Origin of the sequence: Rhodococcus sp. PvR044, from assembly GCF_040548995.1 — a bacterium.
Lineage (GTDB): Bacteria > Actinomycetota > Actinomycetes > Mycobacteriales > Mycobacteriaceae > Rhodococcus_G > Rhodococcus_G oryzae.
Genome location: NZ_JBEPSX010000015.1, coordinates 1 through 24,290, shown reverse-complemented (window position 1 = coordinate 24,290; position 24,290 = coordinate 1). Strand labels below are relative to the sequence as shown.

Below are 24,290 nucleotides of genomic sequence, written 5' to 3'. Positions count from 1 at the left end.
AGGTTCGGCCAGCCCTTCTGAACGACGCAGTCAGCGCTCTCCTCGCGTGATTGCAGTTGATTCCCGCACAGTGGCGTGGCGCGGCTCTCAGGCAGCTCGCGAAGCACTGAACGGCGCCGACCCAGCAAATGCGTAGTCGGCGAACCGTCGGCCGATCAGCTGGTGCGCCTCCGTACTGGGATGGAGGCCGTCGGGCAGCGGGAGACGCTCCGCGTCCTCCGGGCCATAGAGCTCGGTGCCGTCGAGATAGTGGAGATTCGCGTCGGCCGCGCGACGTTCGACGAGCGAGCGCAGGGCGTCGCGGATGACCTCGAGGGTGAGGCGGCCCTGGGCCGTATCACCCGGAGTTCCGGTCGCGACGAACTGCACGTTGTCAGTGCCCAGCGTGGCCGGATCAAATGCACCAGGACCGGGCGTGTTCTCGTGGATAGCGCAGAAGATCGGGGAGACGAGCAGGATCGGTGTATTGGGATGCCCGTCGCGGATGGTGTCGAGGAATCCGTTCACCGCCGGAACGAACGCGCGCAGGCGCATCGCGTCAAGGTTCACGACGTTGATGCCAAGTTTGACGCTGATGGCGTCGGCGGGCGCATCGCGGATGACGCGAGCCAGGAACTGGTCCACCATGGCGCTGCCGCCGAGACCGAGGTTGCGAAGCTCCACATCAGCCGCGCGGGCAGCGACGCTCGGCCAGATCTCGCTGGGAGCGAGCGCGTTCGATCCATGACTGATGGAGCTGCCGTGATGCACCCACAGTGGCCGGGGACTCACGTCGGCGTTGACCGGAGCGTCGGAGCGGAGCTCGGCCAGCTCGAGCGCCTCGTTGTGAGGGAGCCACACCTCGATGCGCTTGCGGCCGGCAGCGAGGCCGACCACCGTGGTGGTGTGTGAGGGCCCGCCGTGCGCACTGGACTCCCAGGTCTGCAGGTCGATCTCGATGCGGTCACCGCCCACCAGCGCGTCACGGGTGTGGAGGACACCGTCGACGAACACGTCGATGCGGCCGCGCGGACGGTCGGCGCCACGATAGGCGACGCGGGTCGAGTGTGTGACGAGCTCGAGGCGAGTGGCCTCCGTCTCGAATTGCAGGCGGGCACCGGAAGACTGAGCCTCCATCGCGAGCAGTTGCGAATCCGGGAACTGCTCCCGTACCCACGCGGGGAGCCGGTGCAGCGCGACACCGCGGGGTGTCCTGGTCAGCTCGGCGACACCACGGACAATGTCAGCAGTGAACAGCGTCGAGATCAAGGGAGGTCTCCTTCCGTGGGCCAGGTATTCAGGGCGCGATCGACCGCGTCGATCGCAGCCACCCAGGACAGTTCCGTTGCGGGGTCGCGGTGCTCGAACGCTTCAGCTCGGGTGAGAGCGAGAAAGCCGTTGACTGTCGCGCCGACAAATCGTGCTGCGTGGACCAGTTCCTCATCCGGTAGCCGATAGTCGCGAATGACGGCGAGCATGAGGGACGCGATACGTCCCGCTTCGGGCGATCCCACGGTGTCGGCCGACGCGGGACGCTGAAGGGACGCCCAGGCACCGGGTCGCTCACTCGCGTAGGAGCGATGCGCCTCTACGAGTCCGATCAGCGCCTCGCGCCCCGCACGTCCGGCGATGGCGTCACCGACGCGCGCGGCGAGTTCACGCAGGGCGAGCTGTTGCAGGCCGTCCAGCAGAGCGTCCCTGTCCCGGATGTGCGAGTAGATACTCGCGGGCCGAACGCCGGCTTGGCGGGCGACCGCCGAGACGGTCACCGCGTCGAAGCCTTCGCGGTCTGCGATGTCAGCGGCGATCGCGAACAGGGCCTGAGAGGAGAGTTGGGCGCGGGGCATGCACTCACCCTACATAGATTAGCTTTCTAGCTACAATCTATAGGTTGGCGTGGTGTGCGAGGGCGCCACTTCGCCCGTGTACCGAGCCAGACAATCGCAGTGACCACCGTAATGAGCACGCTTGGGATGAGCACGAGTCCCGCTGGAGGCGGGGCGCGACCGCCGGCTCGACGAGAAGCCCAGCGCGCACGCCGTATTCGTGCTGATCATGCTCGTGTGCGACACAAGGTTGACCGCCGATACCGGACACCTAGGTCACCGACGCGGCCCGGGCGCCACCGACCTTCGCGAACTCCGGGGCGGCCATTCACGAACGGCAGGACAGTTCGGGTAGTCCACTGCCGGGCATGGTTCAGCTAACGAACGACCGTGAACAATTGCCAACTATCTTGACCACGATCGCGGCCGGATGTCGTCACGGTAGTTGTCACATCGCAGGTCAGGGCGCCGGGATATGACAACTGCGATGACGATTCACACCTGGTGTGAACGGTCACCGTAGTTGGCAACCCGCAGCATCTTCTTGACCGGTGGTCGATAATTGGTGAGTGCTCGTCAATTTGGTTCCTGCCGAAACGGGTCTCCGGTGAGCGTGGCAACTCTGCCGATGGAGCTGACCAGCTTCGTCGGCCGCAAAGCCGAACTGTCCGAGGTACGCAGAGCCCTGTCGGCCTCTCGTCTGGTGACGTTGTCCGGCATCGGGGGGGTCGGCAAAACCAGGCTCGCCATTAGTGCGGCCGAGGCGGAGCGAAGGGCCTATCCCGATGGGGTGTGGCTGGTCGAACTCGGCGAGCTGCGCGATCCGACGTTGGTGGTCGAGCTGGTCGCCGCCGGCGTCGGGGTGCAGAACCGCTCGGCCCGCCCCCTGCTCGAGGTGCTTGTCGAGGTCCTGTACCCGAGCACGGGACTGCTGGTGCTCGACAACTGCGAACAGCTGATCGAGGCCGTGACCGAGCTCGCCAAGACACTGTTGACCACCTGCCCGAAGCTCCGCATCCTCGTCACCAGCAGGGAACCACTCAACATCGGCGGCGAATCCGTGATCCGGGTTTCCCCCCTGACGACACCACCGGCCGACCACCCGCTCTCGCTTCAGAAGTCGACTCATTTCGATGCCGTGTCACTGTTCGCCGAACGGGCTTCGCTGGCGCTCCCGGATTTCGAGCTCACCGGCGACAACATCAACACCGTCGCACAGATCTGCGCGCGACTGGAGGGGCTACCGTTGGCGATCGAGCTGGCGGTGGCGCGGCTGAGAGTGCTTTCACCCGAGCAGATCCTCCAGCGGCTCACCGACCGATACACCCTGCTGACCCGCGGCCGCCGGAACGCTCCGAGCAGGCAGCAGACACTGCAAATGTGCATCGGCTGGAGTTACGACCTGTGCACACCCGCCGAACAACAACTGTGGGCTCGGCTGTCGGTGTTCGCGGGCAGTCTCGACCTCGAGGCCGCCGAGGCCGTGTGCGCCGATGAGGAGGCCGATCAGGACCTGGTCGACACCTTGGCCTCTCTGGTGGACAAGTCGATCCTGTTCCGTGAGCAATCGAGTGGTGGGGTCCGCTTCCGATTGCTGGACACCGTGCGGGACTTCGGCCGCGACAAGCTCGACCATACCGGCCAGCAACTGGCCCTGCGCCGGCGACATCACGACTGGTACCTGCAGTTGGCGCTCGACGCCGACGACGCGTGGATGAGCCCGAATCAACTCGAGTGGACCGCGCGCCTCGCCCGGGACCTGCCGAATGTGCGCGAGGCGCTCGAGTTCAGCCTGTCCGGGTCCGGCGAGAGCGTGCTCCGGATCGCCGCGGCCATGAACCAATTCTGGGTATCCCGCGGCCTCCTCAGCGAGGGACGCCGATGGCTCGACCGAGCCCTGGCACGAACATCCGACAAGTCCTCCGCGGACCGAGCCAAGGCGCTATACGCCGTCGCCGTGATCGCCGCGACCCAAGGTGACCTGGCGGCGGCGACCGCTCGGATCGAGGAGGGCCGCGCTCTCGATGCGCGGCAGGAAGACCCGCTCTGGCATGTCTTCGTCGCGATCAGCGACGGGTACGTCGCGCTCCACCGCGGTGATGTCGATCAAGATCTGAGACCCCTGGAAGAGGCCGTCGAGGATTCCCGGGCACGCGGGGAGTTCAAGCGACTGGTCGAGGCGCTGTTGCTACTCGGTTTGTCCCGCCAGGCGCGCGGACAGATCGCAGAGGCACTCGCCTGTCATGAGGAGATGCTTGCCATCACGCGGGCGCACGGCGAGACGGTGTATCGGTCGTATGCGCTGTGGTCGATCGCACTTACCGCGCGAGGTCAGGGAGACAACGACCGTGCGGTGCACTGTCTCGAGGAGTCGCTTCGGTTCATCCGACTGGCAGACGACCCGGTTTCGGCGGTGATATGCCTGCAGGCGCTGGCCTCGATAGCCGGCGAGCAACACGACGCGCGGCGGGCCGCCGTCCTGATGGGAGCCTCTGACGCGCTTGGCCGAACCGTGGGCACTGTCACCTTGCGCTTCCCCGACCTCATTGCCAATCCGGACTTGTTCACGCGCGATATCAGTCGGGCACTCGGCGTGCACGAGTTCGAGGCTGCCTACCGCGAGGGCGGCGCGTTGGACTTCAGTGGCGCGATCGCCTTTGCCCTGGGAGAGCAATCACCCGAGGAGGCCCCGGCCGTTCGGCACCTGGCCAGTCTGACCGAACGCGAACTTCAGGTTGCCGATCTGATCGCCGATGGCCTGACCAACAAGGACATTGCCGGCCGACTCGCGATCTCGCCGCGGACGGTGGACGGGCACGTGGAACACACTCTGGCCAAATTGGGGCTCTCCTCGCGCACAGAGATCGCGGTCTTGGTCGTCCAGCACACGAGAGGTGAGCACATCTGACAGCACAGGCCAGTTCTGTTGTCTCCGCGCCGGGATGGGGCCGATCCGCCGGGCACGTCGGCATGTGGTCTGCCGTCCTATTCGGTTTCCGCGGCGCGGGCGGCACGGCGGGACAGTTCAGCGAAAGCCGCACGCAGCTCCGGTGGGGCGATCACCTCGAGTCGATTGTCCTTTGCCGCGGTGTGTCAGTCTCGCCGCGGCGGCCGCAGCAGCGACGGGCCGCAGACCTAGCATGAGCCGATGAAGATCGACCGGATTCCCGACGGAGCTCAGGACCCCCGCACCAGCGTCTTGACGCGCGCACGACTTACTGACGTTCAGGAGTTCGATGACATTCTGACGCTGGTGTCGGCAGAACGAGTCGCACATCTCGACTCCCGAATCTTCATCACCCTCGACGATCTCGCCCAAGCCTCGTACACGAGCATGCACGCCGGCGAGGCGGATGAACTCGAAGTTGCGACAGACGATCTCGACTTTCTGAACGACCCAGGCGCTCAACGGCGTTTCGAGCTCCGGCAGGTCGCCCATGCGGCGGCTCAGCTCGGCAGGAGCGAACTCATACCGAGCTGGGACGAACTGCACGGCACTCGAGAATGCCCTCCCGACTGGATTGACCGGATCGCCGCCGTCAACGAAGACCCGTCCACCATTCTCGACGACGAAATCCACGTTCTGCACGTGCCGGTCAGCGACAGTCTGGCGGCAATCGCCGGCTTCCCGAATGGGTACTTCAGCGTCGACTGGGACACGTTCCAGAACTACACCGTCACTCGTCATCTCGCCGACGCCTACGGCTATCGTCCACTCGGCATCGGCGCGTCCTGGATCGGATTCGAACGGGATACGCCATTGTCGCGGCTGAAGGCGAACGAGCTCATCGAGGAGCTGAAGCCCATCTACGGCAGTAGTGACGCGCCCGGATGGACGCGCTTCGAGGACGCCCTGACCCACAGGCGGACGCTCTTCCTCGGCTACACCGACAACTTCGCCGACTGACAAAGCGGTGGGTCTTGTCCAGGTCCGGGTCTGTGGCGGTCGACCCCGCAGCTGTCCTGTCTACCTGCCGACGCAGCGACATCAGGATCTATTGCTGACGGGCCCAAAATTGGCGGAGGGCGGCAACTACTTGCACGGGTTGCTCCAGGGCTGGAATCACGCGCGCGTCCGTGATCGTGACCTCTGTCGCACATGACATCTGTGCCACCACGGCGCGTGCCTGTTCGGGTGTCCATTCGCCTCGATCGTCGGTAGTGACGAACAGGGTGGGGCACCGAAGCGCACGTGCTGCCCACAGTAGGTCGGTGCGATTGAGAATGGCCGATCGGATCGCGGTAATGGTGGCGCCGCTCCCAGATTTCGCGAGGCACTCGTCGATCAATGCCACTGCCTCCAAGTCATCCTTCCGGGTGGCGTCGGTCAATATCGTCGACATGATCGCTGAGCGGACCGGGCCGCGTGGGCCGAAGGCGCGGTAGAGCGGTAGCAGCAAACGAATCTTCAGCCGTACCGCGAGGCCAATGGGAAAAGTTGGCGCACTGATGGCGACAAGGCTGCGGATCATGTCGGGGCGGATTGCTGCGAGTTCCATGCCGACATGCCCGCCCCAGGCGTTGCCGAGCCAGTCGATCGGCTGTCCGCCCAGTTCGGCGGCGAGCGCCGTAATGACTTGTGCCGCCGCACGCGCACAGGCACTGATGTCCACTGGCCCGGCGAGCGCCTCACTGGCGCCACATGATGGAGCATCGATCAAGAAGAAGCGTCGACCCGGTAGGTGAGGCGTCAGGCGGGACCAACTCGACGAGTCGACGAACATGCTGTGCCAGGCCACGACCGGGCGTCCCTCGCCCACGATGTGTACCGCGAGATTGCCGAGGTCGGTCGGGATTAGTGCGGTCTTCCACTCAGCGGTTGTCATGGATCCGGTGCCTCCCCTGGAATTCTGCATTACTCAGAGTAAACTGAAATTAGATTTCAACGTACACTACGTAAGATGAATCTCGGTAGGCTGTCAGCGTGGTGCGTGAGTACAGGTCGAAACTTCGGGAGCAGCTGGCCCTGGCCAACCGTGAAGCCGTGGTGGTGGTGGCAACGGAGATGTTCACGGCCCGCGGATGGGTGGCCACGACCATGGCCGACGTCGCCGATGCCGCACACCTGACCAGGCAGACGGTCTACCAGCAGTTCAATGGAAAACTCGCACTCCTCGACGCCTGTATTGCACACGCCCTCGCTGGTGGAGACGGTTTGCGCGTGCGTGATCAACCGACATTTCAGGCGATGGGTGTCGGCGACCAGGCGACTCGCATTCGCGCCGGCGGGCACTGGTTGCGAGGTGCACACGAGCGATCGGCGGCCATCCAGTATGTCCTCGATCAAGCGGCGGTGACCGACGACGCCGCGGCATCCAGATTGGCCGAGAGGGAATCGGCCCGTTGGAACGAAGTCGCACACGCGTCGACCCTGATTGTTGGGCATCGACCGCATGATGACGTCATCGATGCAGCGTGGGTACTGGCCAATCGCCGGTGGTGGTTGTTGCTGGTCGGCGAACGAGGCTGGAATGGCGATCGCTGGGAGCGATGGTTCGAGGACGCCGCCACCGCCACCTTCACAATGTGAGCCTCGGGTCGGGCGGTTACGGCATTCCCGGCAACACGGTTGCCGGCGCCGAATCGCTTGTGCAGCTGAGGACTGCCGCAAATGCCGCGCGCTCACGTTGGGGTAGCGACCCTGAAAACGAAGGCGGAAGATGGGCGAGTACATGGCGCTCAAGCTGCAAGCTCCGATGACGAGGAGCCCGCCCGGTGGTCCTTACGGTAGTTGTCACACCGCAGGTCAGATCTTCATGGCCTCGACTCTGACCCGTATGGACCGAAACGGCTTTCCATTGTCGATGACAATGGCACAGGACTCTCGCCACCTCGGACATCACGACCCCACCGAGCCTCCCCTCACTCGCCGCCCGGGATCGATCGACGGCGCCGCCACCCCAGCTCCTTGAGCCGCTCAGCGAACCGGCTCGGCGTCATGCCGAATTCGATGAGGAGGTCAGCGGCCTCCGGACCACCGAAGGGCTCCCAACGTCGCGCAAAGTTGAGGAGTTTTTGATCGTGTGGGTTCATCCACTTCTACTCCAAAGGTATTGGCTCCGAGCGAACTGCTTCTTCGTTCGCCGCCGCGCCGAGTTGGATGAGGCCATAAAGCATGACGGATCCTCATCGGACACCGCTTGAGACCAGCGGTGCCGTCATCGTGGGTTCATCGGTGCGCGTAGGAGCCCGACGAGCATCTCCACGATCTGCGGCTGCGTGGGCCCGAATCGGTCATCGCCCTCGCGGGCACGCTCGAAGTCGGCCAGGAGCGCGAACAGCGTGGTCGCCATCGATGAGGTGCGGCTGATCCGCTCCCGCCGGGTGCCCTCGGGGAGGAGTTCGGCGAGTGTGTTCGTGATCATCGACCAGGTGGTGTCCTCACCGGCCGGCCACCCCTTTACCTGGGTGCGCATGACCTCGAGGAACCGGAAGTAGTGGGTGCTGCCCTGCTCGACCGAGGCATCGACGAGGGAAGCCACCAGCACTTCCACGAGCGCGTGGGTGTCACCGCGGTCGACGCCGATCAGCAGCCGGGCGCCGGAGGCCTCCACCGACTGCAACCGCCATCGCACGATCGCCGCGATCAGGCCTTGGCGATCGCCGAAGTGGTACTGCACCGCGGAGTTGTTTCGCTGGCCCGCGGCGATCGCGATCTCGCGCAGGGGGACATCGGCGCCGCGTTCGGCGAACATTCGCTCGCCCGCGAGCAGCAATGCGTCGACGGTCATGGATGGAGAACTTACCCTTGACGGATTTAAGCACACACGCTTAAATCCGGATATGGACCATCGAGACATAGACACCGGCCGGCCGATCGACCGCTACGCGCGCGGCTGGCACTGCGTGGGGCTCGCCGACACGTTTCGTGACGGCCGGCCGCACGGCCTCGATGCATTCGGGACCCGGATCGTGGTCTTCGCCGAAGCCGGCGGCGAGCTTCGGGCGCTCGACGCGTACTGCCGACACATGGGCGCCGACCTGTCGGGCGGGACAATCAAAGACGGTGCGATCGCCTGTCCGTTCCACGACTGGCGCTGGGATGGGCCCACCGGTCGTTGCACGGGCGTTCCCTACGCACGCCGGGTGCCCCGGCTGGCCAGAACCCGCAGGTGGCCTACGGCGGAGCGCAACGGTCAGCTGCTGATCTGGCACGACCCCGAAGGATCCGATGCATCCACAGATCTGCTGCCACCGGCGATCGACGGCATCGAATCGGGGGCATGGACCGATTGGGTGTGGAACTCGGAACGGATCGAGGGCTCGCACTGCCGGGAGATCATCGACAACACCGTCGACATGGCCCACTTCTTCTACATCCACCATGCCTATCCGACCTACTTCAAGAACGTGCTCGACGGTCACTGCGCATCACAGTTCATGCATTCGAAGGCCCGCCCGGATGTGTTCGGCACGGGCAAACACTTCTCGGAGGATGCTCATCTTCGTTCGGAGGCAACTTATTTCGGTCCTGCCTACATGGTGAATCTCATCCACAATCACGTCGCGCCGGACTCGGTGATCGAGGTCGCGCTGATCAATTCGCACTATCCGATCTCGTCCGAGTCCTTCATGTTGCAATGGGGAATTGCGGTGCAGAAGCTGCCGGGGCTCAGCGACGAGCAGAACGAAAGGATGGCGCGAGCGTTCTCCCAGAACTTCAGCCGGGGCTTCCTCGAGGACATCGAGGTGTGGCGGTCGAAGACGAGGATCGAGAACCCTCTGCTCACCGAGGAGGACGGTCCGGTCTACCAACTGCGGCGGTGGTACCGACAGTTCTATGTCGACGTCGGCGACGTGTCCCCAGAGATGACCGCGCGCTACGAATACGAGATCGATACCGCGCGCGCGAACGACGTGTGGCAGGCCGAGGTGGCACGAAACCTGGCCGCCAAGAACGCAGGATAGGGCGCAGGCACTCCTCACCCGGTCTGCCACCGAAGCCGGCACGCCGACATCCACCACCACGCCCGAGCTGCGATGACCACGTCGCGTCGCCTGCTGGATAGTGCGGGGTCGGATCAGAGCGAAATGACGGTCTCGATCGGCGGCGCCGACACGTGCGGGGTCGCGGTGCTGAGCCAGAACCGGACCCGGCCGAGCCCCGACGCGACATATGCGGCGTTCCCGGAGGTCTGGTAGGCAGCCGGGTTCTCCCTGCTGTCCATCGGATACACGGTGCGACTGCCAGCGGCGCCGGTGTCGAGGTTCTCCCAGTGCACCGTCACCGCGATCATGCACTGGGTCAGCTGATGGGTCAGGTCCGGGAGGTAGAACTCCGGGGACAGCAGGATGTAGGCCTCGCCGCCGGGCCATCCACTGGCCAGTCCCACGGTCATCGGGATACGGACGATGCCGCACCGACCGATGTCGTCCGACACCGCCCACGTGTCAAGGGCCCGCGCCGGTACCGGTGCCGCGCCTGCCGTTCCGACGCCGAGCATCATCGTTGTGGCCAGTGCGGCCACGACGATCGCGCTGCGACCCCTGATGAGTTTCCTCATGCTGTTCCTCCCCCGTTCCGTGCTGAGCAGCACGACTGATACCGATCGTCCTTCAGCGCCAACAGTCAGTGCGGTCACCGCGAACAGTCGCCTGATCAGCGAGGCCCACATGCCGGATTGACCTACCGGTGTGTCTGTTTCCTCCCGCCGCGCGTTACGGAGCTCGGCCATGTTCCGGGTTGCCCCGCTGCTTCCCCGGAGTCGACCACACCGCAGGTCGGGTCCTCGGGAATTGCCAACAACATTGGTGATTCGCGTCCGACGACGACAACAACGGCGACGGCTGCGAACGGGCACCGTGGTTGGCAGTTGGTCACCCAGGCTCCTCGCGGCCACCGGAGCCCGCTCACAAGCCCGGGGAGCGCAACTCAGTCGCTCACCACGTAACCTCCGCCCATGACCGACGATCCGTCCCAGTGCCGCTGCATCCTGTGTCATGACTACGGCGACCGAGACGAAGCAGACCAGGCTGAGCTGACGATCATCGACAATGTGCGGCAGCACGGATGGCACGTCGTCATGGTTCCCGAGGACGAGATCGGTCCTGGTTTCGCCTACACGATCGGTCTGTCCCACACCCACGGTGTACCGGAACTCGCGATGTTCGGGATCGATGTCCACGCCATGCACAGCATCCTCAATACGCTCGGGGAGATGGCCGCCGCAGGCACCGTACCGGCCGACGGCCAGAAGCATACTGACGTCATAGTCGACCGCCACGTCGCGCTCAGGCAGGTTGATCCCCGCTGGTACCGGACCTACTTCGGGCAGGCCATCAACTTCTACCGGAGGACGCCTTTCCCTGCGCTGCAAGTTGCGTGGCCCGACGTGTATGACCGGTTCCACTGGGAAGCCCAGGCCGAGGAGAGGCATCGGGGGTCGCAGCCACAGTTGTGGCTGCCGCCCAGCGAGCACCCTGCCGGATGCTGGACGGCAGAACTTTGATCCCAGCTTCGGGGCAGGGCGAGGGGTTTGCCACCCTCGCCGCGTATGTGAAGGACTACCGCGCCGGTGGCTACGCCGTCGACACCGTCACCGAGTCGGTGTGCGCTGGATGCGGCGGACGAGCCTTCGCGATAGGTGTGGACGACGAGGCAGGTTGCGCCGAACGGCTGTGCGTGGCCTGCGACGACGCCGTCCTGATCGCCGACAGCGTGGACCAGTGGCCCGAGGCCGAACCGGTCCAGTGCGAATGCCCATGCGGCGGGGAGGAGTTCGCCATCGCCGTCGGCTTCGCCTCAGTCGGCGACGGGAGCGACGACGTGCGCTGGGTGAGCATCGGGCTTCGGTGTCTGCGAGACGGGACGCTCGGCGTGTACACGGACTGGAAGATCGACTACAGCCCCTCGGGCCAGCTGCGAGGCATGGCGTAGGCGGGACACCCCGAAGGTCACCGCCGGTCCGAGTGTCGCGCCCGGTCGCAGGACGTCTGGGCTCAGCTGTGGAGAGTGACGCTGGGCATCGGGCGGCCACCAGCGTCGAACAACGCGGCTCCGCAATCACAGCGCTCGTCGGCCAGGGTCTCCGTCGCCGGCAGCTCCCAGACCAGCATCTCCGAGCAGTCCGGGCAGTTCAGGCTGACCATGGTCTCTTCGGGTTCCGAGCCCCAGGCCCGCACCGGGAGGCCCTCGTGCGTCAGTTTGGTCAGCCCACGCTCACCGGTCAACGCGACCAGCACCTCGTAGGTATCGGTGCCGTTGTCCCGCACCGCGAGCGTGCAGCCGAGATTTGCCAGCACACCGGAGAGATGATCGAGCTGGCGGACCGGGAGATCGCCGCGGCGCAGAGTCGGGTCGGACTCGGCCGCGCGGTAGACGACGTCGGTGTCGATGTCCGTCGGCTCCGCCCCGAAGGCCCGTACCCGACCGGCCACGAACGCCGCCAGCTGGCCTTGGTGGTCCTCACCAGTCCAGTCCATCCTGAACATCACACTGTCGACTCGGACCCCCTGGGCCCGCTCACCGGGAGTCAGGACCAGGTCTTCCAGATCAGTCACGACGATCACGCTACCAACTGCCGGTGGGCAGGCCTGGGGTTGTTGTGTCGTTGTCACGCGTGACCAACGCCGGCCCCGCGGAAATCTGCGCGACCTCCAGGCCACCCGCCATTCCACTTGCCGGGGTGTTGGTTTCACTCGCAGTCGGCGAACCCGCCGGCGCGATGGCGCAGCCTGACCAATTGCCGACTACAGATGAACGACAACACCGTTGGCGACTGCCCGCGCTAGGGGTCTTCCCCCAATTCGGTCTCAGGGGTGCGCCCGGATGTGCCCCGGTGCTGGCGAAACTAGCGTTCAGTTCATGACTTCGACCAAGCGAATGCACCTCGCGGTGACACTCGGTGTCGCGACGATTCTCGTCGCCGGGGTGGCCGCCGCCGTCGTCCATTCCGCCGGTGACTCGTCTGTGGAGCAGTTGCGCCAGGACACCGAGGCGATCCATGCCCTCGGTGTCAGCGGGGTGCAGGCGCGAGTGATCGAGCCTGACGGTCAGCAGTCGGTCGCCACCAGCGGCACCGCCGACCGGAACACCGGCAGCCCCGTCAATTCCGACGGCTACTTTCGCATGGCCAGCACGTCCAAGACGCTGGTCGCCACCGTGATCCTCCAACTGGAGGCCGAGGACGGGCTGTCCCTGGACGACACCGTCGACCACTGGCTACCAGAAGTGTTGCAGGGCAACGGCAACGACGGCAGCCGGATCACCATCCGCCAACTGCTCCAGCACACCAGCGGCATCCACGACGACCTGCCCGGATACACAACGCCGGAGGAGTACTACCAGCAGCGCCACGACCTCTATGAACCCGAGCAGCTGGTTGCCCGCGCCGTGGCGCACGCTCCTGCCTTCCCGCCCGGCGAGGGCTGGGAGTACTCCAACACCGGCTACGTCCTGCTCGACATGATCATCGAGAAGGCCACCGGTCAACCCGGCCACCAGGAGATCGACGACCGTATCCTGCGCCCACTCGGCCTAGACCAGACCCGATGGATGGGCACTTCGCCCACCCTGCCCCAGCCGCACGCCCGGGCCTACCAGTTCTTCGGCCCCGATTCGGTGGTGGACGTCACCGATCAGATACCAGTGTCCGAGAACCTCTCGTGGGTGACGACCACGAGCGACGAGAACGACTTCTTCCGCGCGCTGCTCGCGGGCCGCCTGCTGCCGGCCCGGCAACTGGACGAGATGAAGCAGACCGTCCCCGTGAGCGCGGAGGTCCAACAAATGTGGCCAGACGGCCGATACGGCCTCGGCCTGGTCGAACGCCCCCTGAGCTGCGGACGAACCTACTGGAGCCACGAGGGTGGGGACGGCGGCTACATCACCCTCAACGGCGTGACCGACGACGGCAAGCGCAGCGCCGTGGTATCCATGTCCGAGGCACGCGGCGACACCCTGGAGCACATACAGCAGCAAACGATCACGGCCAGCACCCTGATCGACCACGCATTGTGCGCCGGAGGCCCCAGCACCCCGTAAGCCGAGGCGTCGTTGCGGTGAGCGGTGATCTCCACGATCAGATCACTGGCGGGCCAGCCACTCCGACAGTGATGTCTGCGCCAGCTCTGCGCCGCTGCCGGGCAGCAGGCTCTCGGGTCCCAGCACCGCCCCGAAGTACCGCGCCTGAGGATCGGTGACCACCGTGCGCGGATCGGAACGCGCGGCCAGCACGGTGCGGATCCACTGGTCCATGCCGAACACTTCCGGACCCGCGACCTCGACGGTGCCGTTCAGCGGGGTGCCCACCGCCGCGCGGCCAACGGCCGGTGCCACCTCGTCCGCGGCAATGGGCTGGACGCCGGCGCCCGGGAGCCGCACCTCGCCGTCGACGGTCGCGGAATCGGCTATGCCACCAGCGAATTCGAAGAACTGCGTCGCATGCACCAGCGAGTATGGCAGGCCCGATCCTGTGATCAGCTCCTCCTGCGCCGCCTTCGCCCGCAGGTACCCGGACTCCGGCAGCCGATCCGCGCCGACCACCGACAGGGCGACGTAGTGTCCGACGCCGGCCGCGGCGGCGACCTCGAGCAGGTTCGTGGTGGAGGTCCGGAAGAAGTTCATGACATTGTCGTCGGCGAACGACGGCGAATTGGAGACATCGACCACCACATTCGCACCCCGCAGCACGTCTTGGACTCCCTCACCTGTGAGGGTGTTCACGCCCGTGCTGGGTGCGGCCGGAACTGCCTGGTGGCCATCCGCACTCAATCGAGCGACGAGCTTCGAGCCGATCAGCCCGGTGCCGCCGATCACAACAATCCTCATCCTCATTCCTCCTACCTCGTCAGACACTCACATGCGCCGTCGTGCGCGGGGTCTGGTCCACTCGGTCCAAGGCAAGGCGGGTGGCTACGTCGACACGCACGCACCGCAGGATTGACGGTACCCGGCATCGTGTCCTCAGCCGGGGCGCCTGGTTCCGATCACGACGGTGGCGCCGGACTCCTCCGAGCGCGCGACCCGGGGAGTCAGTCCACCGCGGGCGAAGGCGTCGACCGTGAGCGGCGCCTGCCGTTCGCTGGTCTCGATCAACAGGTGTCCGTCCGGCGCCAGCCAGCGGGTGGCACCGGCGGCGACCTTGCGCTGGATGTCGACACCGTCGGTCCCACCGTCGAGCGCCAGCATCGGCTCGTGGACGCGGGCCTCCGGCGGCAACATCCCGATCGAGCCGGTGGGCACGTAGGGCGCGTTGGCCACCAGGACGTCGACCCGACCGCGCAGGGACCGGGGCAGCGGATCGTAGAGATCGCCCTCGTACACCCGGGCTCCGGCGGCATTGCGGCGCGCGCAGCGGACGGCGGCCGGATCGACGTCGACCGCGTGCAGTTCGATGTCACCCCCGGCCGCGGTCAGCGCGACGCCCACCGCACCGGACCCACAACAGAGATCGAGGACAACCGCCCGGCGGTGGGCGACGGCCGCCGCCTGACGGGCGAGGAACTCGGTGCGGCGGCGGGGTACGAAGACCCCGGGGTCAACGGCGATGCGCAGCCCGCAGAACTCGGCCCAGCCGAGGATCTGCTCGAGGGGCAGGCCGGCGACGCGGCGGTCCACCATGGCCTCGAGGTGGTCGGGGGTCGCGGCGGCGGCGGCGAGCAGGCGCGCCTCGTCCTCCGCGAAGACGCAGCCGGCGGCGCGCAACCGGGCGACGATGGGGATTTGCGGGCACAGCGATGAGATAGCAGACATGGGAACGCCTTTCGGGAAATTCCGATGGGCGCTCTCGCGATCACCTACGCCGGTCGGACCGCACACGGTGAGAGCACCCGGGTTGCCAAAACGGACACCGGTCTCACCTCCTCGGCCGGACGACTACTGCGGACGCGAACGATACCCGAGCCACAACCACCCGGCCACCGATATTTCGAGGGTCGTTTGAGCCGCATCACACTTGGTTGTGCACAACTTAGCCGTGCACTACCTTCATTCTCGTGACCGATGAACTCGCCCTCGACCGGCAGGTGTGCTTCGCCCTCTACTCGGCCTCGCGCGCCGCCACCGCTGCGTATCGCCCACTCCTGGAGGATCTCGGCCTCACCTACCCGCAGTACCTGGTGATGCTGACGCTCTGGGAGCGCGACGGCCGCGGGGTCCGCGAGATCTGCACGGAGCTCGGCCTGGACACCGGCACACTCTCGCCCCTACTCAAGAGACTGGAGGGCCTCGGGCTCATCGAACGCCGACGCCTGAGCACCGACGAGCGCCGCGTGGAGATCCACCTGACCACCACCGGACGGGCCCTCCGCGACCGCGCGCAGGGCATCCCACGGCGGCTCGCCGATTCCACCGGGATGTCCGAGCCGGAGCTGGCCACCCTCCGGGAGGCCCTGGTCCGGGTCACCGGCGCACTCCAGGACTCGACCCGATCCTGAACCCCACCAACCCATTCCCTGGCACCACCGAAGGAGAAATGATGAAGACGCTCTACACCGCAGAGGCCCTCGCCACCGGCGACGGACGCAACGGCCACGCCCGCTCCTCGGACGGCAGGCTGGACTTCGATCTCGCCATCCCGACCGCTATGGGCGGCACCGGCGACGGCACCAACCCCGAGCAGCTCTTCGCGGCCGGCTACGCGGCCTGCTTCCACTCCGCGCTGCAGCTGGTCGCCCGCCAGGCCAAGGCGAACGTCGCCGACTCGGCGGTCGGCGCCAGGGTCGGCATCGGCTCGCTCGACGGCGGCGGATTCGGTCTCGAGGTCACCCTCGAGGTGTCGCTACCGCACCTGGCTCGCGCCGAGGCAGAGGACCTGACGGCGAAGGCTCACCAGGTCTGCCCGTACTCGAACGCCACCCGCGGCAACATCGAGGTCACCCTCGTGGTGGCCGAGGCCGACGAATAGGTCTCGCCGACAAGGAGATCAGGACCGGCGGGCGAAGATCCGTTCCCACACGGCGGGATCGGTGCGCGGACCGCTCGGGGTCTCCGGCCCGTACCTCTCGATCTCGCCGTCGATGTCGAGGGGGCGGGTCGGCGGCATGCCCGGCACCAGCTCCTCCTCCACCCGGTCGTCCGGAACGAGCCAGCACACCTCGAACTCGATACCGTCCGGATCCCTGGCGTACAGGGCCTTGGTCGACCCGTGATTACTCGCACCGGTCAGCGCCCCCGCCTCGATGAGCTTCTCGCGCATCGAGGCCAGATCGGTGAGGGTGTCCACCTCCCAGGCGAGGTGATAGAGCCCCACGTCGCCCTGGCGGGCGCGGCTCGGCCCACTCGGGCTCTGGAACAGGCCCAGGTCGTGGTCGTTTGCCGAGTTCGCGGCCTGCAGGAAGGCCGCGCCCGGAAATCCCCCCGGGAGCGGACGGAATCCGAGCACGTCCTGGTAGAACGCCAGGCTGCGCTCGAGGTCGGCCACGAACAACACGGCATGGTTCAGTCGGCGAATCGACATCTGTGTGCTCAGCTTTCGAATGAGTAGGTGACGCCGGTCAGCCGCTCGGACTCGCCCCACAGCGCCCGGGCCACCGTCTTGTCCCGCGACTTCGACGAGGAGCCGACCACCTTGGGGTAGCCGCGCTGCTCGAAGGGCCCGTCGGGCCCGAAGTAGGTGCCGCCCGCCACGTCGGCGGCCGTCGCGGCGTACAGCTCGGGCAGGGCGCCCATCTCCGCGCTCTGCGCCATCAGGTCACCGATACCCATCAGTCGGTCCCAGATGGACTCGGTGTGCCCCTGCAGGCCGGTGGACGCGTATCCGGGGTGGGCAGCAACGGATTTCACGCTCGATCCCACCTGGCTCAGTCGACGGTCGAGCTCGTAGGCGAACATCAGGTTGGCCAGCTTCGACTGTCCATACGCCGGCCAGCGGCGGTAGGTGCGGCGCTGGTAGTTCGGGTCGTCGAGATCGATGCTGCCGAGCCGGTGGAAGAGGCTCGACATCGTGACGACGCGATCGGAGATCCGGTCGAGCAGCAACCCGGTCAACGCGAAGTGACCCAGGTGGTTCGTGCCGAACTGCGTCTCGAACCCGTCGGCGGTGGCGCCCTTCGGCACGGCCATCACCCCCGCGTTGTTGATCAACACGTCGACCTTCTCGACGCCGGCGGCGAACTCGCGCACCGATGCCAGGTCGGCCAGATCGAGGCGGCGCACCTGCGCGTTCTCCCCGATCTGGGCGGCCACGGCACCGCCCTTGTCGACGTTGCGGCAGGCCAGGATCACGGTGGCTCCCGCCGCCCCCAGAGCGCGGGCGGCGACCGCACCCAGCCCGCTGTTGGCGCCGGTCACCACGAAGGTGCGGCCCTGCTGATCGGCAATGTCCTGTGCGGTCCACTTCACCATCAACCCAGCTTACGACGAGTGTGGGCGCGGACCCGATGGATCCGCGCCCACACCCGTGGTGCCGCTGTGCTACTACATGCCGCTCTTGAAGCCACCCGTGAAGGACTTGATCAAGGCCGCGAGGTCAAGCGCGTCGCTCGAACCGAACCCGCAATCGTCATCGTCCGTGGGGGTCTGGTTCGTGCTGTCGCACGTCTGTGCCGGGGGCGGGGTCGGGGTCGCATTTGCGACCGCCGGTGCGGCCATGAGGCCTGCGCCGACGAGGAACAGGCACGCGATAGAACGCCGAGTCATTCGTACTCCTGTGCAATAACATCCGGCCACCACGACGGTGCCGGCTCTCGATGCGCGAGACCCTACATACTGGACGCTCGGTTCATCGCAATTTCAACGAATATTGCCTCAGCCCAGCTATCGGCTCAGACCAGCGGACCTCGACGGCCGCTAGAGGCCGCTCTTGATACCGCCCGTGAAGGACTCGATCAAGGAAGCGAGGTCCTCGATGGCCTCGAAGTCGAAGCCGCTGGAGCTGTTGCCGGCGTCCTCCGCGGTCGGCTTGACCTGAGTCGATCCGTTCGAGCAGCTGTTGCCCCCGTCCGTCTGGGTCTCACCCGGCCCACAGATCACGGTCTCCGCATGTGCGGCCGCGGGCGCCATCAAGATTCCTGCGGTGACGAACATGAGGGTCGCAACAAAACGCCGATTCATTTCCCAATCTCCAATGCTGTCATCTCCGGCGCCCAGACCGGCACCGGCACTCGATTTCGTGGACGCTACAGCAGCCGTCAATCACCCATGACTATTTTGAATAGCGTTATGCTGCAAACGATCTAAGCGTCATACGGTACGCGTGACGCCTGGTCCACCGTCGGACAACATTCCGCCGGACCTCCCATCAGTTACATCGGATAACTACCAACTACGGACAAGGACACACATGACGGACAAGACACTTGGGCTGGCCGTGATCGGGACCGGCTTCGGCTGCATCACCCACGTACCGGCGTTCCGGGATGCCGGGTTCGAGGTCCGCGCCCTCGTCGGCCGCGATCGGGAACGAACCGTGGACCGCGCCGAGCGCATGGGGATACCGCACGCCGCGACCTCCCTCGACGAGGCCCTCTCGGTCACGGACATCGACGCAGTCACCATCGCGACGCCGCCACACACCCATGCCGCCCTGGCCGTCGAGGCGGCCGAGCGAGGGCTGCATGTGGTGTGTGAGAAGCCGTTCGCGGCAGACCTGAGCGAGGCTCGGGCGATGCTGGCCGCCGCCGAGAAGTCCGACGTCGTGCACATGGTCGGCACTGAGTTCCGCTACGCGAGCCCCCAGGCGCTGCTCGCCCGGCAGATCCGCCGCGGGGCGATCGGCGCCCCGCGGCTCGCCACCTTCCTCATGCACCTGCCGCTGTTCGCCGCCGAGGGCAGCGAAGCGCCCGGCTGGTGGACCGACGCGAACAGTGGCGGCGGCTGGCTCGGCGCGCAGGGCACCCACATGATCGACCAGATCCGTAGCACCCTGGGCGAATTCGAGATGGTCAGCGCCGGGCTGCCGGTCGTCGCCGACCGTGGGCAGAGCGCGGAGGACTCCTTCACCGTGCACTTCCGCACCACGACCGGAGTCGACGGCGTGCTGCAGAGCACGGTCGGCGCGTGGGGACCACTGCTGATGACCACCCGCATCGCGGGCACGCTCGGCACCCTGTCGATCAACGGCGACAGGGTTTTTCACGCCGACGCGACCGGCGAGCACGAGGTACCGATGCCGGCCGACCTGACCAACCCTGCCCCGCAACCGCCGCCGCACGACCTCTTCCAGACCACCTACGACTGGATGCACTCGACCGGGCTCGATCGCGCCCCGTATGCCCGGCTCGCCGATGCATTCCGCAGGCGCATTCTCGGGCAGGCCCCCGACCCGAACGAGCCCCCGGCGGCGACCTTCCGGGACGGCGTCGCCGGACAGGCTGTGCTGGACGCCATTCGCCGCTCGGCACACGAGGGGCGGTCCGTGCGGGTGGAGGCCCCCTAGGCCGGCCGATTCTGGCCTCGGCCGGGGGCGACCGCCTACCCTCCGAGGTGTGTCCGCCGCCCCGCTCCCCGTCCGCGACGGCCTCAACCCCACCCGGCTGAGGCTGCCCGAACGCGGCCCGTGGACCACGGTGATGGAGTATCTGCTCGCCCGGTTCCCCGACGATGCGTCGCGGCTCCGGGAGAAGGTCGCACTGACAGAGGTGATGGGCGGGAACGGGGTGCCGGTCACCAGCGAGACCGCGTTCGCGCCGCGCTCGTTCGTGTACCTCTACCGAGACCCGCCGGTCGAGGCGCGGGTGCCGTTCGAGATCGAGATCCTGCACCGGGACCGGGACCTGCTGGTCGTGGACAAGCCGCACTTTCTCGCCAGCACGCCGCGGGGCAGGCACATCGTCGAGTCGGCGCTGGTCCGGCTGCGCCGCGACCTGGACCTTCCCGAGCTCACCCCCGCACATCGCCTGGACCGCGTGACGGCAGGCGTGCTGGTGTTCACGGTCCGGCAGGAGGCCAGGCGGGCGTACCAACTGTTGTTCGAACAGCGGCTGGTGACCAAGGAGTACGAGGCGATCGCCGGATTCGATCCGGCGCTGACACTGCCACGGACCGTGCACAGCCGCATCATCAAGGAACGCGGAATGCTGCAGTGCATCGAGGCACCCGGGGAACCGAACGCCCACACCCGCATCGAACTGCTCGAGGCACGCGGCGATCTGGCCCGCTATCGACTGCTCCCGAGCACCGGGAAGATGCACCAGCTACGGGTTCACCTGAACTCACTCGGCATCCCGATCGTCGGCGACAGCTTCTATCCACGACTGTATGACGTTGCACCGGAGGACTATTCGAATCCACTGCAACTGCTGGCCCGCTCGATTGAATTCGCTGACCCACACACAGGCAAGCCGCGGCGCTTCGTGAGCGAGCGACGCCTGTCCGCCTGGGAGCGGACCAGCAATCCCAACCCTTAGCGAATTGCCAAGGAGCGCACACCGTGCGCTCACAGATCTCCGTCACCATCGGTATATCGGAAAAACCGCCGGACACCCCCGGCGGATCCGCACACCGATCGGAGCCCGAGATGACCGACCTCTGCATGATCCTCCAGCGCGCAGACGACACCGCGGACCTCTTCGCTGATCGCGACTTCCTCGAGGCCGTCGCGCGGGCCGCGAACCTCCGCCAGGCCCACATCCTCGCCGAGCTGCTGACCACCACCGGCCACGAGGAGGACGCCGACCGGTTCCTGTCCGCGCACGCCGAGTCCTGCCTCGCAGACCTGCCCGACGCCGCCTGAGATACCGACGAACCCACAGGTAGGAGACCTACTACGCACCGTAGTGGAGTGCGTCACAATACTGGCATCTCAGATGCAAGTTAAATACCGTCGGGTCATGACCCTCTCCCCCGCATCCACCGAAGTCATCAAGGCGACCCTCCCCGCCGTGGGCGCTGCCATCGAGGACATCACCGCGCTCTTCTATCCGAAGATGTTCGCCGCCCATCCTGAACTCGAACGCGATCTGTTCAATCGGGGCAACCAGAAGCAGGGCCAGCAGCAGAAGGCCCTCGCCGGCGCGATCGCCGCATTCGCGGCACTGCAGGTCAGCCCCGACGCCCCCCGCACGGAGCTGATCATGTCGCGGATCGCGAACAAGCACGCCTCGCTCGGCATCACCGCCGACCAGTACGTGATCGTGCACAAGTACCTGTTCGAGGCGATCGTGGAGGTCCTCGGCGAAGCCGTCACCCCGGAGGTCGCGGCCGCATGGGACGAGGTCTACTGGCTGATGGCCGACACCCTGATCGGACTCGAGGCCGACCTCTACTCCGCGTCCGGGGTCCAGGCCGGCGACGTCTGGCGTCGCATGGCGGTGGGCCGACGCGTCCTCCAGTCCGCGGACACCGTCACCTTCATCCTCGAGCCGGCCGACGGCGAACCCCTGCCCGCGTACCGGCCGGGACAGTACGTCTCCGTCGGCGTCCGACTGCCCGACGGCGCACGCCAGATCCGGCAGTACAGCCTGGTCGGCGCGCCGTCGCAGTCCGAGTGGCAGATCAGCGTCAAGGCTGTCCCGGCGCAGCCGCTGCCCGACGGGTCGGCAACTCCGGCGGGCGAGGTCTCGAACCACTTGTACCGCAATCTTTTCGAGGGCGACGAGGTTTCCGTCTCGCTGCCCTTCGGCGACTTGGTCCTCGAGGACGACGACGCTCCCCTGCTGCTGGTGTCCGCCGGGATCGGCTGCACCCCCATGATCGGAATGCTCAACCACCTCGCCGCCACCGGCGACCCGCGCCAGGTCTCCGTGCTGCACGCGGACCGCTCCCCGGCCCAGCATGCGCACCGGGCGGAGCTGACCCAGCTGGTGCAGCGGATGCCGTTCGCGGTGATGCACCGGTGGTACGAGGACCTGGGCGCCCGGGCCGCGGGCGACACCACGCACCTCGGCCGGGCCGACCTGTCCGCCATCCAGATCGAGCCGGACACCCAGGTCTACCTGTGCGGGCCGTTGCCGTTCATGCTCTCCGTCCGCGAGACGCTGATGGAACGCCAGGTCCCGGCCGAGCACATCCACTACGAGGTGTTCGGCCCGGACAGCTGGGCCTCGGCAAGCTGACCTCCGCGCGGCGGTTGGCTGTACAGCTAGCCGCCGACGCCGGTCAGCTCGATGGGCGACTGCGGCAGCACCGCCGAACGGGCCACGGTGCCGGCCGCGAGGTCGACCGCATGGATCGACTTCGCGGCCGGATCACTGACGTAGGCCGTACCGCCGTCGACGAACAGGGCCGGCCGCGGCGACTGCCACTTCTCCGGCTGGGTCCAGGCACCGAGCACCGGTATCCGGTTGGTCACCGCCCCCGCGTTCTGGTCGATCACATGCAGGAAGCCGTCAGTACCCAGCACCAGCGCCTCACCGCGCGGGCCGCGACCGAGGGACCGGAAGGTGTAGCTGGTGCCGAGGTCGACGGGCGTCATCGCTGCGGTTGTCGTGTTGACCAGCATCACCCGCTGCGGTCGTTCGAGTTCGGCGTCGCGGTCCGTCTTGTAGTCGCCGAGCACCACGTCGGAGGTGTCCGTGCCTGCCTGGTTGCCGATCCGGCCGTAGGCGTCCGGGCTAGAGATCTTCGTGACCACGCCATCGCGGTAGACGAGCACCCCGTCCTGGCATCCGAACACCACGATCTCGTTTGCGGCCGCCGCCTCGCCGTGCACGCCGGGGCAGTGTTCGTTGCGGGTGACCTCCCGGCGCTCCCGGTCGAGGACGACGATGCCAGTGCGGGCCTTCTCGTCGCCGAGCGTGGTGATCAGTCCGCCGTTCTCCAGTTCCACCGCCACCCCGTGGTGCGGCTCGGCGGTCGTGTGGCTGTCCACCGCCGGTTTCCCTTCCGCCAGCCCGTGCGGATCGAACATCTCGACCAGCCCGGACCCATCGTGGAACAGCACGGTGCGATCGGAGTGCCGGACCACGTGGCCGGGCTTGTTCGCGGCGAACTCGGTGCCGGTGAACGCCGGGGCCGCGGTGTAGTGATGCGAGTGGTCGCCGTGCGGCTCGGACCAGGTCCCGGTGTCGAGCACCTCGAAGGCGTCGCCGGTGGCGACGAGGACATGCCTGCCGTCTCCCGCCGGGTTCAGCCGGGTGAAGCCGTCGACGGATACCTGTCCGACCACCTCGAGACTCTCGGCATCGAGCACCAGGATGCCACCGTCGTATGACACCGCGAGACGCGGTGTCGCGCCCGAAGCCTCCACCGGTCCAGCGGTTTCGGATCCAGCGGCGGCGGTGGCCTGCTCCTGCGGGTCGATCCCGGACGAGCAGCCGGCGAGCAGGGCGATCGCGAGGACGGCGGACGCCGCCGCGGCGCGAACACGAGGAGTGAGGGTCTGGGTCATGCCCACCAGCTTCGGCCTTATTGCAAATGATTGTCAAAGTATATAATGCGCATGCGTGCACTCATTTGATCGAAAAGCCTTCCCCGGGAGGACATTTGACAACACCCCCCTGCCATCCCTAGGTTTCTGGAAATCATTTCCATGTGACCTGGTGCCGCATGCCCACGCGCCGCGGCCGATGAAGGGGATTCAATGAGCGAGATCCGTAAGCGCGGCATCCGTATTGCTGGCGTCGGTGCTGCCGCGGCCGTGGCGATCGGCCTGATGTCGACCGGTG

The 24,290-nt window shown here is 66.6% G+C and carries 26 protein-coding genes; 13 read left to right on the top strand and 13 right to left on the bottom strand.

Annotated features, from left to right (window positions below; translation table 11 throughout):
- Positions 1–87 precede the first annotated feature (87 nt).
- Together ABIC28_RS24965 and ABIC28_RS24960 are read right to left on the bottom strand one after the other, a co-directional pair.
- Positions 88–1,248, bottom strand: coding sequence for a GDSL-type esterase/lipase family protein (locus tag ABIC28_RS24965; protein ID WP_097214200.1), 1,161 nt, complete (start codon positions 1,246–1,248; stop codon positions 88–90).
- A complete protein-coding gene (locus ABIC28_RS24960; protein WP_097214199.1) occupies positions 1,245–1,826 on the bottom strand; it encodes a TetR/AcrR family transcriptional regulator in 582 nt (193 codons plus the stop codon). Before ABIC28_RS24960 ends, ABIC28_RS24965 begins: the two co-directional genes overlap by 4 nt.
- 586 nt (positions 1,827–2,412) lie before the next feature.
- Here ABIC28_RS24960 and ABIC28_RS24955 point away from each other — a divergent pair.
- The gene (locus ABIC28_RS24955) at positions 2,413–4,713 is read left to right on the top strand and encodes an ATP-binding protein (protein ID WP_143548530.1); all 2,301 of its coding nucleotides are present in this window, start codon (positions 2,413–2,415) and stop codon (positions 4,711–4,713) included.
- 240 nt (positions 4,714–4,953) lie between these two features.
- On the top strand, positions 4,954–5,712 hold the full coding sequence (locus ABIC28_RS24950) for a hypothetical protein (protein WP_097214197.1): 759 nt from the start codon (positions 4,954–4,956) through the stop codon (positions 5,710–5,712).
- 88 nt (positions 5,713–5,800) lie between these two features.
- Here ABIC28_RS24950 and ABIC28_RS24945 read toward each other — a convergent pair whose 3' ends face one another.
- The gene (locus ABIC28_RS24945; protein WP_179800714.1) at positions 5,801–6,631 is read right to left on the bottom strand and encodes an alpha/beta fold hydrolase; all 831 of its coding nucleotides are present in this window, start codon (positions 6,629–6,631) and stop codon (positions 5,801–5,803) included.
- A 98-nt stretch (positions 6,632–6,729) separates the two neighbouring features.
- On the opposite strand from ABIC28_RS24945, the gene ABIC28_RS24940 reads away from it, so the two are divergent.
- On the top strand, positions 6,730–7,335 hold the full coding sequence (locus ABIC28_RS24940) for a TetR/AcrR family transcriptional regulator (protein ID WP_097214196.1): 606 nt from the start codon (positions 6,730–6,732) through the stop codon (positions 7,333–7,335).
- Between the two features lie 628 nt (positions 7,336–7,963).
- Here the strand turns inward: ABIC28_RS24940 and ABIC28_RS24935 are convergent.
- Positions 7,964–8,536, bottom strand: coding sequence for a TetR/AcrR family transcriptional regulator (locus ABIC28_RS24935; RefSeq protein WP_097214195.1), 573 nt, complete (start codon positions 8,534–8,536; stop codon positions 7,964–7,966).
- A gap of 52 nt (positions 8,537–8,588) precedes the next feature.
- On the opposite strand from ABIC28_RS24935, the gene ABIC28_RS24930 reads away from it, so the two are divergent.
- The gene (locus ABIC28_RS24930; RefSeq protein WP_245221043.1) at positions 8,589–9,713 is read left to right on the top strand and encodes a 3-ketosteroid-9-alpha-monooxygenase, oxygenase component; all 1,125 of its coding nucleotides are present in this window, start codon (positions 8,589–8,591) and stop codon (positions 9,711–9,713) included.
- A 113-nt stretch (positions 9,714–9,826) separates the two neighbouring features.
- On the opposite strand, the gene ABIC28_RS24925 is transcribed toward ABIC28_RS24930, so the two are convergent.
- Positions 9,827–10,309: a hypothetical protein gene (locus tag ABIC28_RS24925; protein ID WP_143548528.1), complete on the bottom strand. Its 483-nt coding sequence runs from the start codon at positions 10,307–10,309 to the stop codon at positions 9,827–9,829.
- Between the two features lie 396 nt (positions 10,310–10,705).
- Between ABIC28_RS24925 and ABIC28_RS24920 the strand changes: the two genes are divergently transcribed.
- Positions 10,706–11,254: a DUF4262 domain-containing protein gene (locus ABIC28_RS24920; RefSeq protein ID WP_097214192.1), complete on the top strand. Its 549-nt coding sequence runs from the start codon at positions 10,706–10,708 to the stop codon at positions 11,252–11,254.
- On the top strand, positions 11,251–11,682 hold the full coding sequence (locus tag ABIC28_RS24915; RefSeq protein WP_209927523.1) for a hypothetical protein: 432 nt from the start codon (positions 11,251–11,253) through the stop codon (positions 11,680–11,682). The genes ABIC28_RS24920 and ABIC28_RS24915 overlap by 4 nt, the downstream gene beginning before the upstream one ends.
- 62 nt (positions 11,683–11,744) lie before the next feature.
- Here ABIC28_RS24915 and ABIC28_RS24910 read toward each other — a convergent pair whose 3' ends face one another.
- Positions 11,745–12,305 carry a hypothetical protein gene (locus tag ABIC28_RS24910; protein ID WP_209927525.1) on the bottom strand — a complete coding sequence of 187 codons (561 nt, stop codon included), beginning with the start codon at positions 12,303–12,305 and terminating at the stop codon, positions 11,745–11,747.
- 304 nt (positions 12,306–12,609) lie between these two features.
- Here ABIC28_RS24910 and ABIC28_RS24905 point away from each other — a divergent pair, with 304 nt between their 5' ends.
- Positions 12,610–13,788 carry a serine hydrolase domain-containing protein gene (locus ABIC28_RS24905; protein WP_179800713.1) on the top strand — a complete coding sequence of 393 codons (1,179 nt, stop codon included), beginning with the start codon at positions 12,610–12,612 and terminating at the stop codon, positions 13,786–13,788.
- Positions 13,789–13,830: 42 nt separating this feature from the next.
- On the opposite strand, the gene ABIC28_RS24900 is transcribed toward ABIC28_RS24905, so the two are convergent.
- On the bottom strand, positions 13,831–14,574 hold the full coding sequence (locus ABIC28_RS24900; RefSeq protein WP_097214248.1) for an SDR family oxidoreductase: 744 nt from the start codon (positions 14,572–14,574) through the stop codon (positions 13,831–13,833).
- Positions 14,575–14,709: 135 nt separating this feature from the next.
- Positions 14,710–15,498, bottom strand: a complete 789-nt coding sequence (locus ABIC28_RS24895) for a putative protein N(5)-glutamine methyltransferase (protein ID WP_097214189.1) — start codon at positions 15,496–15,498, stop codon at positions 14,710–14,712.
- Positions 15,499–15,740: 242 nt separating this feature from the next.
- Between ABIC28_RS24895 and ABIC28_RS24890 the strand changes: the two genes are divergently transcribed.
- Both ABIC28_RS24890 and ABIC28_RS24885 read left to right on the top strand, forming a co-directional pair.
- The gene (locus ABIC28_RS24890; protein WP_097214188.1) at positions 15,741–16,181 is read left to right on the top strand and encodes a MarR family winged helix-turn-helix transcriptional regulator; all 441 of its coding nucleotides are present in this window, start codon (positions 15,741–15,743) and stop codon (positions 16,179–16,181) included.
- A gap of 41 nt (positions 16,182–16,222) precedes the next feature.
- The gene (locus ABIC28_RS24885) at positions 16,223–16,651 is read left to right on the top strand and encodes an organic hydroperoxide resistance protein (protein ID WP_097214247.1); all 429 of its coding nucleotides are present in this window, start codon (positions 16,223–16,225) and stop codon (positions 16,649–16,651) included.
- Between the two features lie 18 nt (positions 16,652–16,669).
- On the opposite strand, the gene ABIC28_RS24880 is transcribed toward ABIC28_RS24885, so the two are convergent.
- From ABIC28_RS24880 to ABIC28_RS24865, 4 genes are all read right to left on the bottom strand, one after another.
- Positions 16,670–17,203 carry a VOC family protein gene (locus ABIC28_RS24880; protein ID WP_097214187.1) on the bottom strand — a complete coding sequence of 178 codons (534 nt, stop codon included), beginning with the start codon at positions 17,201–17,203 and terminating at the stop codon, positions 16,670–16,672.
- A gap of 8 nt (positions 17,204–17,211) precedes the next feature.
- Entirely contained in the window at positions 17,212–18,090 is an 879-nt protein-coding gene (locus ABIC28_RS24875; RefSeq protein WP_097214186.1) for an oxidoreductase, read from the bottom strand.
- Between the two features lie 72 nt (positions 18,091–18,162).
- Complete coding sequence (locus ABIC28_RS24870) at positions 18,163–18,384, bottom strand: hypothetical protein (RefSeq protein ID WP_143548527.1); 222 nt, start codon at positions 18,382–18,384, stop codon at positions 18,163–18,165.
- 150 nt (positions 18,385–18,534) lie between these two features.
- On the bottom strand, positions 18,535–18,798 hold the full coding sequence (locus ABIC28_RS24865) for a hypothetical protein (RefSeq protein ID WP_354581337.1): 264 nt from the start codon (positions 18,796–18,798) through the stop codon (positions 18,535–18,537).
- A 229-nt stretch (positions 18,799–19,027) separates the two neighbouring features.
- Here ABIC28_RS24865 and ABIC28_RS24860 point away from each other — a divergent pair, with 229 nt between their 5' ends.
- From ABIC28_RS24860 to ABIC28_RS24845, 4 genes are all read left to right on the top strand, one after another.
- Positions 19,028–20,122, top strand: a complete 1,095-nt coding sequence (locus tag ABIC28_RS24860; protein WP_097214184.1) for a Gfo/Idh/MocA family protein — start codon at positions 19,028–19,030, stop codon at positions 20,120–20,122.
- A 49-nt stretch (positions 20,123–20,171) separates the two neighbouring features.
- Positions 20,172–21,092 (top strand): pseudouridine synthase, encoded by a 921-nt coding sequence (locus ABIC28_RS24855; protein ID WP_354581334.1) that lies wholly within the window; start codon positions 20,172–20,174, stop codon positions 21,090–21,092.
- 110 nt (positions 21,093–21,202) lie between these two features.
- Complete coding sequence (locus tag ABIC28_RS24850) at positions 21,203–21,418, top strand: hypothetical protein (RefSeq protein ID WP_354581332.1); 216 nt, start codon at positions 21,203–21,205, stop codon at positions 21,416–21,418.
- Positions 21,419–21,515: 97 nt separating this feature from the next.
- Positions 21,516–22,739: a globin domain-containing protein gene (locus ABIC28_RS24845; RefSeq protein WP_354581330.1), complete on the top strand. Its 1,224-nt coding sequence runs from the start codon at positions 21,516–21,518 to the stop codon at positions 22,737–22,739.
- A gap of 26 nt (positions 22,740–22,765) precedes the next feature.
- Here the strand turns inward: ABIC28_RS24845 and aztD are convergent, their stop codons facing one another.
- On the bottom strand, positions 22,766–24,013 hold the full coding sequence (aztD, locus tag ABIC28_RS24840) for a zinc metallochaperone AztD (protein ID WP_354581328.1): 1,248 nt from the start codon (positions 24,011–24,013) through the stop codon (positions 22,766–22,768).
- Positions 24,014–24,290: the final 277 nt, after the last annotated feature.

Bases quoted from the DNA above. Each gene is read 5' to 3' on its own strand.
- ABIC28_RS24880 (WP_097214187.1), bottom strand. From the start codon at position 17,203: ATGTCGATTCGCCGACTGAACCATGCCGTGTTGTTCGTGGCCGACCTC.
- ABIC28_RS24875 (WP_097214186.1), bottom strand. From the start codon at position 18,090: ATGGTGAAGTGGACCGCACAGGACATTGCCGATCAGCAGGGCCGCACC.
- ABIC28_RS24930 (WP_245221043.1), top strand. From the start codon at position 8,589: ATGGACCATCGAGACATAGACACCGGCCGGCCGATCGACCGCTACGCG.
- ABIC28_RS24885 (WP_097214247.1), top strand. From the start codon at position 16,223: ATGAAGACGCTCTACACCGCAGAGGCCCTCGCCACCGGCGACGGACGC.
- ABIC28_RS24905 (WP_179800713.1), top strand. From the start codon at position 12,610: ATGACTTCGACCAAGCGAATGCACCTCGCGGTGACACTCGGTGTCGCG.
- ABIC28_RS24860 (WP_097214184.1), top strand. From the start codon at position 19,028: ATGACGGACAAGACACTTGGGCTGGCCGTGATCGGGACCGGCTTCGGC.
- ABIC28_RS24850 (WP_354581332.1), top strand. From the start codon at position 21,203: ATGACCGACCTCTGCATGATCCTCCAGCGCGCAGACGACACCGCGGAC.
- ABIC28_RS24945 (WP_179800714.1), bottom strand. From the start codon at position 6,631: ATGACAACCGCTGAGTGGAAGACCGCACTAATCCCGACCGACCTCGGC.
- ABIC28_RS24950 (WP_097214197.1), top strand. From the start codon at position 4,954: ATGAAGATCGACCGGATTCCCGACGGAGCTCAGGACCCCCGCACCAGC.
- ABIC28_RS24925 (WP_143548528.1), bottom strand. From the start codon at position 10,309: ATGAGGAAACTCATCAGGGGTCGCAGCGCGATCGTCGTGGCCGCACTG.
- ABIC28_RS24870 (WP_143548527.1), bottom strand. From the start codon at position 18,384: ATGACTCGGCGTTCTATCGCGTGCCTGTTCCTCGTCGGCGCAGGCCTC.
- ABIC28_RS24920 (WP_097214192.1), top strand. From the start codon at position 10,706: ATGACCGACGATCCGTCCCAGTGCCGCTGCATCCTGTGTCATGACTAC.
- ABIC28_RS24900 (WP_097214248.1), bottom strand. From the start codon at position 14,574: ATGAGGATTGTTGTGATCGGCGGCACCGGGCTGATCGGCTCGAAGCTC.
- ABIC28_RS24895 (WP_097214189.1), bottom strand. From the start codon at position 15,498: ATGTCTGCTATCTCATCGCTGTGCCCGCAAATCCCCATCGTCGCCCGG.
- ABIC28_RS24845 (WP_354581330.1), top strand. From the start codon at position 21,516: ATGACCCTCTCCCCCGCATCCACCGAAGTCATCAAGGCGACCCTCCCC.
- ABIC28_RS24960 (WP_097214199.1), bottom strand. From the start codon at position 1,826: ATGCCCCGCGCCCAACTCTCCTCTCAGGCCCTGTTCGCGATCGCCGCT.
- ABIC28_RS24865 (WP_354581337.1), bottom strand. From the start codon at position 18,798: ATGAATCGGCGTTTTGTTGCGACCCTCATGTTCGTCACCGCAGGAATC.
- ABIC28_RS24935 (WP_097214195.1), bottom strand. From the start codon at position 8,536: ATGACCGTCGACGCATTGCTGCTCGCGGGCGAGCGAATGTTCGCCGAA.
- aztD (WP_354581328.1), bottom strand. From the start codon at position 24,013: ATGACCCAGACCCTCACTCCTCGTGTTCGCGCCGCGGCGGCGTCCGCC.